Below are 14,492 nucleotides of genomic sequence, written 5' to 3'. Positions count from 1 at the left end.
TGGCTCTTTCTTGGGTTCAGCACGTCAGAGCAAGGTCGTTCATGATGAATAAACTGAAGTCATTATTGTCTTGGATTAAATCAGGCTCTCCGTGGATTTGGCTTACGGGCGGTGCAGTGAGCATCAGTATGCTCTCTGTTCTTGGCCTAATGCTGTTGATTGGCTGGAAGGGTTTAACCTATTTTTGGCCAGCTCCTTTGTATCAATGGCAAGTCGACTCCAAAGATTTGTCGTTAGTGGTCGATCTTGACGAAACGGTATCAAAGCAAGATGTATTGATTGGTCAGTTATATGAACGTAAATACATCCCGATAGAGCAAGTTCCACAAGTACACGACCACTTGTCGCCTCAAAATTTGTCGACGGGACTAATTCAGCGCTTAAGTATCAAAGTCGCCAACAGAGAACTGTACCCTGCGGACTTTGTTTCTATTCTGGATGTTAACTTACGAGAACCAACAACTCCGCTTGATTGGATTGTGATTGAACGAAGTCGAGGTGGTTATTTCTTTGGTAAACCGGTGGGTTTTAAAACCGCTTCTGGCACCTTTGATTCGAACATAGACCAAAAATTCGAACAAGGCTTGGCGTTCGCTGATACGTTACGTAAAGAAACGTCGCGTGTTGTGAACCAAGAAATCCGCAATATCAGTTGGCAATTGGAAAATCTGCGCTTAGAAAAACGTAAGCTTGAACTCAATGAGTCAGTGAGCGATGAATACCTTAAAACTTATACTCAAACTAAACTGGAACTAAATCGCCAGTTAGCGGAAGCAGAAGTAAAGCTTGAGCATCTTAGAACACAGCTCAATGTCGAAAGCTTGTTGGTGGAAGATATGACAGGAGAGCAGGTTGAAATTTCGCTCAGTCATATCTTGGATTATTGGTACCCGAATAATATGTCTTATCTTGAAAAGGTTGGGCATTGGGGCAAGCAAGTTTGGAAGTTTTTATCTGAAAACCCACGAGACTCAAACTCTGAAGGTGGGGTGTTTCCTGCGATCTTCGGCACTGTGTTGCTGGTTATTCTCATGTCGATCGTAGTGATGCCACTTGGTGTCGTTGCTGCTATTTATCTTCATGAATATGCAAAAAACAACGCACTGACTCGTTTGATCCGTATTGCTGTAATTAACTTAGCGGGTGTACCGTCGATTGTGTATGGCGTATTCGGCTTAGGTTTCTTCGTCTATACCATCGGTGGTTCTATCGATTCTTTGTTTTATGCAGAGCGATTGCCAGCACCGACATTTGGTACTCCAGGTCTTTTATGGTCTGCATTGACCTTGGCGGTATTAACATTGCCCGTTGTTATTGTAACAACGGAAGAGGGCTTAACGCGTATCCCTAGCTCGGTGAGGCATGGTTCATTGGCGCTTGGTGCTACTCAGTTTGAGACCCTTTGGCGTATTGTTTTACCGATGGCAAGCCCTGCGATTATCACGGGGTTGATATTGGCCATCGCGAGAGCTGCGGGGGAAGTGGCTCCATTAATGCTGGTAGGTGTTGTGAAGCTAGCATCAAGCTTACCTGTAGATGGTCAGTTCCCATATCTACACTTAGAGAGAAAGTTCATGCACTTAGGCTTTCATATCTACGATGTTGGTTTTCAAACATCTAATATCGAAGCGGCACGACCTTTAGTGTATGCGACTTCATTTTTATTGGTTACGGTTATCGTTGGACTGAATTTAACAGCCATTAATATCCGTAATAACTTGCGTGAAAAATACCGAACCTTAGGACAAGATTAAATGTTCTCGATTAATGAAACCTTGGGTTACCAAGCACCACTTGATGTTCACAACCTGAAGGATGAGCAAATTGCTATCTCGATTGAAGGGCTGAATCTTTATTATAAAGAGAGCCAAGCACTCGATGATATTTCAATGCAGATCCCTAAGGGGCAGGTGACGGCTTTTATCGGCCCTTCTGGCTGTGGTAAGTCGACTCTTTTGCGCTGCATTAATCGCATGAACGATCTTGTTGAAGGCTGTAAGGTTTCCGGGAAAGTGAAGCTTCATGGTAAGAACGTGTATCACCCTAAGGTGGATGTCGCGACTTTACGACGTCGTGTCGGCATGGTGTTTCAACGTCCAAACCCTTTCCCTAAATCTATCTATGAGAATGTGGTTTATGGATTGAGGTTGCAAGGTGTGAGCAACAGCCGAGATCTTGATGATGCAGTTGAACGCTCTCTGCGCGCCGCGGCGTTGTGGGATGAAGTGAAAGACCGTTTGCATGAAAACGCTTTTGGTTTATCGGGTGGTCAACAGCAGCGTTTGGTTATCGCTCGTGCGGTTGCCATCGAACCTGAAGTGTTGTTATTGGATGAGCCAACATCGGCACTCGATCCGATTTCGACATTGACGATTGAAGAGTTGATCAACGAACTTAAAACCCAATACACCGTTGTTATTGTTACTCATAACATGCAGCAGGCAGCTCGCGTGAGTGACCACACCGCTTTTATCCATATGGGTAAGTTGATCGAGTACTCAGATACTGATTCTATATTTACTTCGCCATTGAAAAATCAAACGGAAGACTACATTACAGGTAGGTACGGCTAACGTTTAAGTTCGCGCTATCTAGAGCTAAGTCACTCTGAAATAAACGACTTTATTCATTTCTTTTAAGGAGCTGACATGCATTTTGGTCGCCACATCTCAGGACAGTTTAATGTCGAATTAGAATCTATCCGTACACACGTATTAACTATGGGTGGATTGGTAGAGCAGCAGTTGTCATTTGCGATGCAAGCGCTTCATAAAGATGACGCGGAGCTGGCCAAAAAAGTAATTCGTGACGACCATAAAGTGAATGCGATGGAAGTTTCGATCGATGAAGCATGTACTCGTATTATCGCGAAGCGTCAGCCGACTGCCAAAGATCTGCGTTTGATTATGGCGATCATCAAAACCATTACTGATCTAGAACGTATTGGCGATGTTGCTTCTAAAATCGCACAGGGTGCGATTGAGATCCCTTCTACGAAAGAGCAAAAGTTTCACGTCTCGTTAGAGCCATTGTGTCGTCAGGCAATTACTATGTTGCATCAAGTATTAGATGCTTTTGCTCGTATGGATGTCGATGCGGCGGCAGAAGTACATAAACTTGACGATAAGCTGGATGCGGAATATGAAGCTGTGATTCGTCAGTTGATGACGTACATGATGGAGGATCCTAAGAACATCCCCAATATCCTACAAGTGATGTGGTCAGCCCGTGCGATTGAGCGAGTGGGAGATCGTTGTCAAAATATCTGTGAATACATTATTTATTTTGTGAAGGGTAAAGATGTACGCCACCTTGGTGATCAAAGCTTAGATGACGCACTGAAGTAGGTATTAACTTTAGAATCGAATAATTGCACCAAGGTTAAGGTTGATTGTTGTGTCGTAAGGCACGAAGGTCTTATTGTGATCAAAAATATTCATATCAACACCAGCACGTAGCCCAAGCATTGGTGTCGCTTGGTACACGTAGGCACCGCCTAGGCTTAAACCATGTGCAGTCTTCTCTTCAACTTCGTCTGAGCGCGTTTTTGTACCGTCATAACTAGCTACACCAATCTCCGCCTGAAAGCCGTGGTTTTGGTTTCTTCCAAACATGTTCTGGATACCAACGCGATACGCATCAACCGTTTCATCATATCGATCGCTGTCATACCATAGGTGAGAATAGATCAGGTAAATGGCGCCTAGATTTGCCACATCAGTAATACCTGCTTGCATTCCAAAACCATGATAAGAACCAATCTTTAGTTCTGGGGATAAATGAAGACCATTTGAAAATGCAGAGGTTGAGAATAAAACAGAAGCTAAAAGAAGTGTTTTAAATTTCATGGTACCACCGAAGTAATTGTTTGCTCTCCTTAGCATTAGGTCGCTCCATGTGTAAAACCAGTGAAGCAATTGAATAACAATCATATTGTAATATTTTAGAAAGAGTAGGCTAATTCGTATTGGTTATATCGGTGATAATGCCTACTTATTGGTATGCATGATTACTTTGCTCACAACCCAAACAGATTGTGAACAAAGTGTTTAATTGATGGAAAGCTACGCTTAGAACTTGTATCCGACAGTAAAAGATAACTGATCGATGTCATAGTCATCCATCATGATGAAGTTGAATCGTAGGTCGGTATAAAGACCGAAATCAAAATTTGCTCTAACTCCGGTGCCGAGCAGTAGAGAAGTATTGTTGTCTTTGATACTTGCACTACCGTCAGGCGTATTTAACGTGATCTTTTCCTCTACACGAGCAAAACCAATAGCACCGTATGGCTTTACATCAAAGCCATTGAGGAAGAATGCATAGCCGATGTCTGTGTCTATTTTGAAGGTTGAAACTTTAGTCTCATATCCATAGCCTTCAAAATTTTCATCTTCTTTACTCGTATCTGATGAGATATTCACACCAAAGATTCGGTTAATGTCATAACCATATTCGAGCTTTAACCCATTACCTAAATCGCTTCGAGAGAAATTTGAATCTAGATGATCGACTTCACTAGAAACAATACCGAAACCAATACGATGTCCAGAATAGTCTTTCTGAGCATAAGCTGATGAAGCAGAAGTGATTGCGATAACGGTTAGTGCTGTAGTTAGTAATTTCATATAAATAACGCTCTTAATGTTTAATTATTGCATCCTTATATTTGATTGACTCCCTGTCGATGGAGTGAATATTAAACAGTGTTATATTTTTAAGCTAAATAGGTTCTCGTATATCTGTAATAAGCATTACTTATTAATCTGTTGTAGTAGCGCACCTTTGATTACATCGAAAAGCCAGGATATGAGAGGGTTATTGCGGTTTCTAGTGTGTATGTGGCTGTAAACACTGACATTTTTGTATTTAGTGTCAAGATCTACATCTATAGCTCGCAGCGTTGGGTAGTTATCTATGGGGAATAGGTTGGAATGTGGCATGTACATATCGGAGTTCGCCACGACATCGATGATAGCCATCAAAATCTCGGAACGAAAGCCAATACTGTGTGGAATTGAACGTGACTCTAATATGTTGGCTGCATGGCTAAAATTGTCGTTCCAGCCAGGAGATATCATTGATGCTATTTCATAACCTGCTAATTCTTCGGGACTGACTGAAGCTTGCTTTATCGGATGATCCTTTCTTACAAATAATCGGCCGGTAATTTCCACCAGTTTTTTTACATAAATCTCTTTTGATGTAAAAGGAAGCTCGTAAGCAACGCCTAATAGAACCTCTCCTTTCTGTATATCTTCACAAGATGAGGTAGACCAACTTACAAGCTCAAGTTTTGAATTTGGTGCTTGTCTCATAAGCTCTTTATATAAGGTACCGGATAAACAAGCGAGTACTACAGGTGATAACGCTATCTTTAAGGGATAGTCAATCTCACTTGGGTTAAATCGATTGGATGCATTCACCGCGGTCATTAAGCCATCAAAGTGTGGTGTTATTTCATTGATGAGTTGCTCACTGAATGAGGTAGGTTGCAGGCCACCATGAACCTTTACGAAGAGGTTATCATTGAAGTGATATCTTAGCTTCTGTAGGGCTTGGCTGACTGCTGGCTGTGAAACAAAGAGTCGCTCCGCAGCCTTTCTGGTATTTTTTTCTTGATAAACGATGAGGAATGTTCGTAACAGGTTTAAATCAAGAGTACTGAATAAGTCTTTAGCCATATCTATCCGTGAAAAGTTTACTGCACTATTAAACCTAATATACGTTAGCGGGATAGATTAGTCAGTGAGGTTCTCTTAGATTTTTGGTAGCGACTATTGTCCTAAAGCGGTGAGGGCAGCTCTTACATCGGATATCTTATTCGCATCAGTCACGGGGATTTGATAATCATCAACGTTATCGTTACCCATTTGAGCACTCGAGTTATTTTCCATTAGGCTTGGTCTTGTCGATTTACCTGAAAGATGAAGTGCAGGCACTTGGGTATTGCTTCGAATCATCTTAGCATTCGTTGCGTTGACGCCAGCCCCAGCCATGATGTCGATTCTTCCATCGGCTTGTTTGACCATATCTGCTAATACATCGATGCCTTGCTCTGCATTGGCAGCAATCCCTGACGTTAGGATCCGTTCACAGCCGAGCGCTATGACCTGTTCTAAAGCAACTTGGTAATCGGTACATTGATCTATGGCTCTATGAAACGTCATTCCAAGCTTCAATGAGTGCGCTTTGTCAGCCAGTTGCTGCATTTTTGGCATATCAATACTTCCGTTCGGCGCTAATACACCAAGTACGACTCCATCCAACCCAGCACTTGCACAAGCTTCAATATCTTCAAGCATACAGAGCATATCGTCATTATCGAAAATGAAGTCGCCTTGTCTTGGTCGTATCATCGCGTAGACAGGAACGGACGAAATTTTTGCCGCTTGTTTCATCATTCCGAAGCTTGGAGTTAACCCGCCAAGTGCCAATGAAGAGCAAAGCTCAATTCGATTCGCGCCGCCAGACAGCGCGTTGTGTAGAGATTCTAAGTTATCGATACAGACTTCAATTTCGATGTTCATCATGTTTGCTCATTTAAAGAGATACTGACTAAATAATAGCAATCTAGGTATGATTTTGAATAGGTGTTAGCAGAGGGAAATAGGGGTAAACTTTTGCTTTGTCGCTACCCCAATTCACTTTCAGGTAGGGGAGTGGTGAGGTCGTGTAAAAACAAAAAGCCCGAAGCGTTAACTTCGGGCTTTTAATAGGACTTTACTTCTTAACTGATTGGCGGTGCGCTTTGCGCTATTAGCTTATGCTTTATTTCTCTTTGTAGAGAATGTTCCAACCATTAACCTGAGTTGAGTTCAGGCTTAAGAGGTAATTACTTGCTTAGGTCGTCAGCGTGCTCAGATAGGAATGCTGCAACACCTTGTGGAGATGCGTCCATACCTGATTTACCTTCTTCCCATTGTGCAGGACAAACTTCACCGTTCTTCTCGTGGAAGTTTAGTGCGTCTACCATGCGTAGCATTTCGTCGATGTTACGACCTAGTGGAAGATCGTTAACTACTTGGTGACGTACAAGGCCGTCAGCATCGATTAGGAAAGAACCACGGAAAGCAACACCTGCTTCTGGGTGCTCAACATCGTATGCTTTGCAGATCTCGTGCTTAACGTCAGCAATTAGAGGGTATTTAACTTGACCGATACCGCCATCAGCGATAGCAGTGTTACGCCATGCGTTGTGAGAGAATTGTGAATCGATAGAAACACCGATTACTTCAACGCCTTTAGCTTGGAAATCTTCTAGACGGTTGTCGAAAGCGATTAGCTCTGAAGGACAAACGAAAGTGAAGTCTAGTGGGTAGAAGAAAACTACAGCTTTCTTACCTTTAGTGAATTCTGCGAAGTTGAAGTTATCAACGATCTCACCGTTACCTAGAACAGCTGCTGCAGTAAAGTCAGGGGCTTGACGACCTACTAGTACCATTTGGAATCTCCTAAAAAATTAGTTGGCCCAACACATCTTTGTTTGGGCTCCGTTTCTACGGGACAAACTATAGTACAATCGGTACTATAGAAAAAAGCGAATTAAATAGATTAAGTTAATCGAAAAAAGCGATGAGCTTAATCTTTGTCCAGTCCTTAGGTCTGCTGACCTTTACGTAACTTATCCTACTCATATTACAAAGTAATTTCATGAATAAATGGCCAAGTCTTAAGCAGCTTCACTATCTTGTTACTCTTCACGAAACTCGTCACTTTAGTGATGCAGCGGATCGCTGCTTCGTGAGTCAATCGACGTTAAGTAAAGGCATTCAAAACCTCGAAGAGCTGATTGGTTGTCCTCTCTATGAGAAGAAAGATAAAAAGAGCCCACTCGTTTTCACTCAAGCGGGAGAGCTGGTGGTCAAGCATGGTCGAGAGTTGTTGGCGAAGGGGCAAGACTTGGTTGAACTCGGAAACCTATGTAATGGTGATGCAATGCAAGGGCAGTTGCGAGTAGGGTGTATTCCTACCATTGCGCCATTCCTTCTGTGTGATTTGGTTCAAGAAGCCAACCATCGTTTTCCACAGTTGAACTTACTGTTACGTGAAGACACGACGACTAACTTATTGGCTGCATTACGTCATGGTGAGTTAGATGTGTTGATTCTGGCTCTGCCTGTCGATATCGACAACATGGAGAGTAAAGTTGTCGGGCAAGACCCGTTCAGAATGGTGATCAGTCGTAATCAAGCCGATGGCATTCGTGTTCCGATTAAATACGATGATTTGCCAGATGAGTCTGTATTCTTGTTGGAGAACGAGCACTGTTTAACCGAACATGCGGTGTCAGCGTGCAAGTTAACTGATAAAGAGAAGATCAATCCGTTCACGGCAACGAGCTTGCACACATTGGTGCAAATGGTGGCCAATGGTTTAGGTACCACCTTTATTCCGCAGATGGCCATCGATCATGGTTTATTGGAAAACCAAAACCTAGTGGTGATCGATCCTCCAGGCCAACAGGCATACCGAGACATTGGTCTTGTCTGGCGACCGAGCTCATCGCGCCGTGAAACCTTCCACCAATTAGCCGATGTAGTTTCTGAGTTGTTATAAAAAACCTAGAACATCAAAACAAAAAGAGCGGCCATTTTAGCCGCTCTTTTTGTTTGTTCATTTGTGAAGAGAAACGCCACAAAATGTGGCGTTGGAAATTTATCTATAGCGTTAGATTTTGAAAAAACTCAGTAAGTCTTTTTGTTTCACTGCTAATGAAGATAGCTCCTCACTTGCTTGTTTGCTTTGTTCGATTCCTGAGACATTTTGATGAACGATATCAAAGGTCAAAGAAACATTTTGTGAAATATCCTGTGTGACTCCTGATTGCTCTTCAGATGCTGTTGCTACTTGTGTATTCATATCTGAAATCAGGCCAACAGACTCCGTTATTGATGCGAATGCCGTTCTAAGCTGTTCGCTGTAATGACGCGACTCTACGGCTAACGATAGGTTAGATTGCATGAACTGGTTGGCATCTTTTGCTTGTGCTTGAAGTCGAGAGATTATCTCTTGAATATCGACAGTTGATTGTTGTGTTTTAGCCGCCAGAGAACGAACTTCATCAGCAACGACAGCAAAACCACGCCCTTGCTCACCAGCTCGTGCGGCCTCAATGGCTGCGTTGAGTGCTAGCAAGTTCGTTTGCTCAGAGATGGAGTTGATCACTTCAATAACAGTACCGATCTCTACCGAGTACTCTTGCAGTTGATTTACGATATTTGATGTCTCTTCGATTGAGTCTTCAACCTTGCGAGATATATCATCTGAGGCATCGAGTGAAACGCCGCCCTTTTTAACATTGGAAGTTGCACCAGTTGCCGCGTTCTCAGCACTAGCTGCATTATGGCTAACCTCATTCGCAGTACTAGAAAGTTCATTGATGGCTGTTGCTATTTGCTCCATTTGGCTCAGTTCTTGTTGAGCATTCCCTTCTGTTTGACTCATCACGGCCGTTAACTCGACTGAAGCCGCTGAAACGTTGTCTGAAATTTGGTGGAATCCATCGATGATGCGACGTAGCTCTTGGCGCATCTCTAAAATGTTTGCGTATATACCCGTTTCTTTACCTGTTATTGGAATCTGTTTTGAAAGGTCACCGAAAGCGACTTCCTCTACAATTGCTTGAATATCGCTAGGCTCTCCCCCTACGACTTTCCAGACGCTCCGATAAATCGAGATGGCAATGCCAAGGGCAATCGCGATAACAATAATTGAAAGAGCACCTAAGATAAATTGAGCATTTGAAAATCGTTCAACCATGCTTGGTCCGACGGAGTCTTGTTGTGACTTGGTAGATAGCTTTATTTCTTCAATTGTTTTCGCCGCATTGCTACCTGCAATATCAAGGGTTCCAGAAACGATGTTGTTTCGTTCCTTTATCGTGTTAACAACTTCTGAAAAAGTGACTCGGTAGGTTTTAAAGGCATTATTAAAATCAGCTAAGTAACGAATTTGCTCGTCTGACATCAATTGAGATTCTATGGTTTCTACGAGAAATGTGGCGGACGCAAACTCTTTTTGAGCTCGTTGAGCATCTTCTATTTTGTTGCTAGTCAAAAATTTAGAAGCATACAATCGTGATAACAACACATGTTGTTGAAGTTGCCCTGAACTGACAGCAACTTCTAAATCTTCTTCAGCAGAAGCTTGCGTCATTAAGTTAGTCACTGCTTGTCGCATCTTAAGACCTGATGGATCTAAGTTTTCTTTAACTAAGTTGTTCCTAGTATTGACCAGTTGCACTACCTGGTTAAAGCCCTGGCTGTATTGTTTAAGCTGCTTCTCTATCGCTAAAAACTCATTTTTATGTAGGTCGTCAATATGAGCGTCCAATACTTCGTCAATCAACTGAATTGATGTTGTGATGCGCTTATTGAGCTCTGAAGCATGCGATACAACAGGGTTCTTTATATATTTTAATGCAGATAAACGAGCTTCCAATATGTTGGCTTGGATTCGCCCAGTGGATACACTGGTTAATGCAAGAGAGCGATAGGTATTAAACCCATGACTAGATTGATAAAAGCGCAATGAAGCAACGACTGAAATAACCAAAATTAGCGCAAGAATCACGCCAAAACCCAAGGACAGCAATTTCTTTAAACTCATAAGTATCATTCCCAGAAAGGCAGTTTGTTTTTATTGTTAACAAATTTTTACATTATCCAAACGATAGATATATCAATAAATCTAATTAGAGTCTTACATTCTCATATGTAAGAACAATAAGTCAGATAGGTTTGTTGAGATGCTTATTTTTTGGAACAGGTCTCTAAGAAGAAATGAAGGGTGCGGTGAGTTTCACAGTGAATATGTGAGAGTTGGGGCATGAAAAGAGCCTTGGATTGAAAGGCTCTAGGGGGTTTGCGGGTAAAACAACCTTGATTAACCTTCAACTTCTTCGGGTTCTACTTCTTCCTGTAGCTCTAATAAGTTAATCGCTATCGTGACGAAATCACTGTCGGTGATAATGCCTACTAGTTCGTGATTTTCTACGACAGGTAAACAGCCCACTTTGTGCTTCTGCATATAGATAGCCGATTCTTTTAACCCAGCACGCGGCTCTACTGACATAACACTTTTGTGCATGATGTCGTTGAGGGGAGTGGCAAGAGTAAAAGATTGAGCTTGTGGGATGTTTTGTAGGCTGGATTCTTGAGCGGCTAGAACGTCTCGCTGTGTGACGACGCCAAGTAGTTGCCTGTCGGAATCAACGACCGGAATATGGCGGATATCAAGCGCTTCCATCATGTGCTTAGCATCGGCCAGTGAGTGTGAGCGCAATAGGGTATGAGGGTTGCGAGTCATCATATCTTCAACCTTGATCATACGAACCTCCTTCTTTTTTATTTGTTGCTATTACTATAGTTTTTTATCCAAAAAATAACTGAGATCTGACGCATTCTTGGGTGAGTTTTATGCAACTAATTCTTTAGTTTGAGGTGGTGAATCAGTAGCACTATTTTACGCCTCTTTACAATAATCCAGTGCTGTAAACCTTGCTATTGCGGCTCGTGTGCCTATACTAGCCCACTGCGAAATTTTTAGTCGTGTTTGTGATGTGTTTCTGGTAACGATTGACTTACCGTAACGATTGATCTGCAACCATGATTTATTCTTCGTCAACAGCACAAATCTCATCAACTAAGACAAGACTACAAACATGCAAGTTTCAGATTTTCACTTTGACCTACCAGATGAACTCATTGCTCGCTACCCTCAAGAGGAGCGCACAGCAAGCCGCCTGCTTAAATTAGATGGCAACAGCGGTAACCTAGCTGATGGTTCGTTTAAAGACGTTTTAGACTTGGTTGAGCCAGGCGATCTTGTTGTTTTTAATAATACTCGCGTGATTCCTGCTCGTGTATTCGGTCGCAAGGCCTCAGGCGGTAAGCTTGAAGTGCTAGTGGAGCGTATGCTCGATGAGAAAAGCATTCTTGCGCATGTTCGTTGTTCTAAATCACCGAAGCCGGGCACCAAGTTGTTCCTTGGTGAGAATGATGAGTATGAAGCTGAAATGGTGGCGCGTCATGATGCGTTGTTTGAAATCCATTTCACATCCGATCAAAGCGTTTTAGAGATTCTTAACAGCGTTGGTCACATGCCACTGCCTCCTTACATCGATCGTCCTGATGAAGATGCAGATAAAGAGCGCTACCAGACTGTCTATAATGAAAAGCCGGGTGCGGTTGCAGCGCCAACAGCAGGTCTTCACTTTGATGACAAGCTCATGGCTGGCATGAAAGAAAAAGGTGTCGAGTTTGCTTACGTGACGCTTCACGTTGGTGCTGGCACGTTCCAGCCGGTAAAAGTAGATAATATCAACGATCACCACATGCACGCAGAGTACGTTGAAGTACCGCAAGAAGTGGTTGATGCCGTTGCAGCAGCAAAAGCTCGCGGCGGACGCATTATCGCTGTAGGTACAACCTCTGTGCGTTCACTAGAAAGTGCGGCTCAAGATGCATTAAAAAATGGCACTGAGTTAGTTCCTTTCTTTGGTGACACAGAAATCTTCATCTTCCCTGGTTATGAATACCAGTTGGTGGATTGCTTGATTACCAATTTCCACTTACCAGAATCAACACTGATCATGTTGGTGAGTGCATTTGCTGGTTATGACAATGTGATGGGCGCATACGATCACGCAGTGAAGAGCGAATACCGTTTCTTCAGCTACGGTGATGCGATGTTCATCAATAAGAAAACGAGCTAATTTTAGCTGGTTATAAACGATATAAACAGAATTTACGGGTGCTAGCAGTAAGCTAGGAGTCGGGCAGGGTGTCTGTCTAATCTCTCGCAAGGAATACGCGACCGCTCCTCATAGAACTCGCTAGATTGAACTTATGTTTAGCTTAAGGTTCTGAATTATCAGTCAGATTGTTTCTCTGGCATATTGGAGGCTTCGTGAAATTAAAATACGAACTTAAAAAAACAAACAGCGGCGCACGTCGTGGTCAACTTCAGTTTGAACGTGGTAGCGTTGAAACACCAGCATTCATGCCTGTAGGTACTTACGGTACGGTTAAAGGCATGACTCCTGAAGAAGTGAAAGACACAGGTGCTGAAATCTTGCTAGGTAATACGTTCCACCTATGGTTACGCCCTGGTCAAGAGATCATGAAACTGCACGGTGACTTGCACGATTTCATGAACTGGAAAGGACCTATCCTGACTGATTCAGGCGGTTTCCAAGTATTCAGCCTAGGTGCGACGCGTAAAATCACTGAAGAGGGTGTTCACTTCCGTAACCCTGTAAACGGTGACAAGATCTTCATGGACGCTGAAAAGTCGATGGAAATCCAAAAGGATCTAGGCTCAGACATCGTAATGATCTTTGACGAATGTACGCCTTACCCTGCAACGCATAAAGAAGCTAAAGACTCGATGGAGATGTCTCTTCGTTGGGCTCAGCGTTCACGCAATCACTTTGACAAGCAAGAAAACCCGAACTCACTATTTGGTATCGTTCAAGGTGGCGTATACGAAGACCTTCGTGACGTATCCGTTAAAGGCTTAACAGAAATTGGTTTTGACGGTTACGCTGTTGGCGGCCTAGCAGTAGGCGAACCAAAAGAAGACATGCACCGTATTCTTGAGCACACATGCCCTCAACTGCCGGAAGATAAGCCACGTTACCTAATGGGCGTAGGCAAACCTGAAGACTTAGTTGAAGGTGTTCGTCGCGGTATCGACATGTTTGACTGTGTAATGCCAACGCGAAATGCACGTAATGGCCACCTGTTTGTCACTGAAGGTGTGATCAAGATCCGTAATGCGAAGCATAAAACGGATACAACACCACTAGATTCAGATTGTGACTGTTACACTTGTAAGAACTACAGCAAGTCGTACTTGCACCATTTGGATCGTTGTAACGAAATCCTAGGTGCTCGACTGAACACGATTCATAACCTGCGTTTCTACCAACGAATTATGTCAGACATTCGTCAATCTATTGATGAAGACCGTTTTGAAGAGTTCGTTGCTGAGTTCTACGCAAGAATGGGGCGTGAAGTGCCACCGTTAGGTAAAGAATCTTAGTATTTCTTTTTTTGCGAGCCCCATCTCTATTCCTAGAGATGGGGCTTGAAAATAAAGGGATACAACCCAATTAGACAAACAATTACCAAAATATAATAGAGGATGTTTTTAATGTTTATTTCTCAAGCTCACGCAGCAGTAGAAGGTGCACCAGCAGGCGGCGGTTTCGAAATGCTTATCATGCTAGGTATGTTCGCTGTGATCTTCTACTTCATGATCTACCGCCCACAAGCTAAGCGCGTAAAAGAGCATAAGAGCCTTATGTCTTCTATGGGCAAAGGCGATGAAGTTCTAACAAGCGGCGGTCTAATCGGTAAGATTACTAAGATTGCAGAAGACAGCGACTACGTTGCTATCGAACTGAACGCAAACAACGAAGTTGTTATCAAGAAAGACTTCGTTACAGCAGTGCTACCAAAAGGTACTCTGAAATCACTATAAAC

14 protein-coding genes are annotated in these 14,492 nt (G+C 42.9%); 7 read left to right on the top strand and 7 right to left on the bottom strand.

The window, feature by feature from the left end; genetic code table 11:
- The first annotated feature begins 44 nt into the window (after window positions 1-44).
- From pstA to phoU, 3 genes are all read left to right on the top strand, one after another.
- Entirely contained in the window at window positions 45-1,754 is a 1,710-nt protein-coding gene (pstA, locus tag L3V35_RS12245) for a phosphate ABC transporter permease PstA (protein WP_237299935.1), read from the top strand.
- Window positions 1,755-2,573, top strand: coding sequence for a phosphate ABC transporter ATP-binding protein PstB (gene pstB, locus L3V35_RS12240; protein ID WP_004735071.1), 819 nt, complete (start codon window positions 1,755-1,757; stop codon window positions 2,571-2,573).
- 75 nt (window positions 2,574-2,648) lie between these two features.
- Window positions 2,649-3,347, top strand: coding sequence for a phosphate signaling complex protein PhoU (phoU, locus tag L3V35_RS12235; protein ID WP_004735072.1), 699 nt, complete (start codon window positions 2,649-2,651; stop codon window positions 3,345-3,347).
- Between the two features lie 9 nt (window positions 3,348-3,356).
- Here the strand turns inward: phoU and L3V35_RS12230 are convergent, their stop codons facing one another.
- The 5 genes from L3V35_RS12230 to L3V35_RS12210 all read right to left on the bottom strand — a co-directional run bounded on the left by L3V35_RS12230 (window position 3,357) and on the right by L3V35_RS12210 (window position 7,444).
- On the bottom strand, window positions 3,357-3,848 hold the full coding sequence (locus tag L3V35_RS12230) for a hypothetical protein (protein WP_237299844.1): 492 nt from the start codon (window positions 3,846-3,848) through the stop codon (window positions 3,357-3,359).
- Window positions 3,849-4,070: 222 nt separating this feature from the next.
- Window positions 4,071-4,628, bottom strand: a complete 558-nt coding sequence (locus tag L3V35_RS12225; RefSeq protein ID WP_010440457.1) for a porin family protein — start codon at window positions 4,626-4,628, stop codon at window positions 4,071-4,073.
- Between the two features lie 126 nt (window positions 4,629-4,754).
- Window positions 4,755-5,684, bottom strand: a complete 930-nt coding sequence (locus L3V35_RS12220) for a LysR family transcriptional regulator (protein ID WP_237299843.1) — start codon at window positions 5,682-5,684, stop codon at window positions 4,755-4,757.
- A gap of 93 nt (window positions 5,685-5,777) precedes the next feature.
- Window positions 5,778-6,530: a copper homeostasis protein CutC gene (locus tag L3V35_RS12215; RefSeq protein ID WP_237299934.1), complete on the bottom strand. Its 753-nt coding sequence runs from the start codon at window positions 6,528-6,530 to the stop codon at window positions 5,778-5,780.
- A 305-nt stretch (window positions 6,531-6,835) separates the two neighbouring features.
- Complete coding sequence (locus L3V35_RS12210; RefSeq protein ID WP_009848275.1) at window positions 6,836-7,444, bottom strand: peroxiredoxin C; 609 nt, start codon at window positions 7,442-7,444, stop codon at window positions 6,836-6,838.
- Between the two features lie 209 nt (window positions 7,445-7,653).
- Here L3V35_RS12210 and L3V35_RS12205 point away from each other — a divergent pair, with 209 nt between their 5' ends.
- Window positions 7,654-8,559 carry a hydrogen peroxide-inducible genes activator gene (locus tag L3V35_RS12205; RefSeq protein ID WP_017090958.1) on the top strand — a complete coding sequence of 302 codons (906 nt, stop codon included), beginning with the start codon at window positions 7,654-7,656 and terminating at the stop codon, window positions 8,557-8,559.
- A 111-nt stretch (window positions 8,560-8,670) separates the two neighbouring features.
- On the opposite strand, the gene L3V35_RS12200 is transcribed toward L3V35_RS12205, so the two are convergent.
- Window positions 8,671-10,611, bottom strand: a complete 1,941-nt coding sequence (locus L3V35_RS12200; RefSeq protein ID WP_237299841.1) for a methyl-accepting chemotaxis protein — start codon at window positions 10,609-10,611, stop codon at window positions 8,671-8,673.
- A 276-nt stretch (window positions 10,612-10,887) separates the two neighbouring features.
- Window positions 10,888-11,331: a CBS domain-containing protein gene (locus tag L3V35_RS12195; RefSeq protein ID WP_237299840.1), complete on the bottom strand. Its 444-nt coding sequence runs from the start codon at window positions 11,329-11,331 to the stop codon at window positions 10,888-10,890.
- 334 nt (window positions 11,332-11,665) lie between these two features.
- Between L3V35_RS12195 and queA the strand changes: the two genes are divergently transcribed.
- The 3 genes from queA to yajC all read left to right on the top strand — a co-directional run bounded on the left by queA (window position 11,666) and on the right by yajC (window position 14,490).
- Window positions 11,666-12,718, top strand: a complete 1,053-nt coding sequence (gene queA / locus L3V35_RS12190; RefSeq protein ID WP_017092445.1) for a tRNA preQ1(34) S-adenosylmethionine ribosyltransferase-isomerase QueA — start codon at window positions 11,666-11,668, stop codon at window positions 12,716-12,718.
- A 194-nt stretch (window positions 12,719-12,912) separates the two neighbouring features.
- Window positions 12,913-14,049 (top strand): tRNA guanosine(34) transglycosylase Tgt, encoded by a 1,137-nt coding sequence (gene tgt / locus L3V35_RS12185; protein ID WP_004735086.1) that lies wholly within the window; start codon window positions 12,913-12,915, stop codon window positions 14,047-14,049.
- A gap of 111 nt (window positions 14,050-14,160) precedes the next feature.
- The gene (gene yajC / locus L3V35_RS12180; protein ID WP_004735087.1) at window positions 14,161-14,490 is read left to right on the top strand and encodes a preprotein translocase subunit YajC; all 330 of its coding nucleotides are present in this window, start codon (window positions 14,161-14,163) and stop codon (window positions 14,488-14,490) included.
- The last annotated feature ends 2 nt before the right edge of the window (window positions 14,491-14,492 follow it).

This window comes from Vibrio sp. L5-1 (genome assembly GCF_021728315.1).
Classification (GTDB): domain Bacteria; phylum Pseudomonadota; class Gammaproteobacteria; order Enterobacterales; family Vibrionaceae; genus Vibrio; species Vibrio splendidus_K.
The sequence above is the reverse complement of the archived record's forward strand: the minus strand, read 5'-3'. Positions and strand labels throughout refer to the sequence as shown.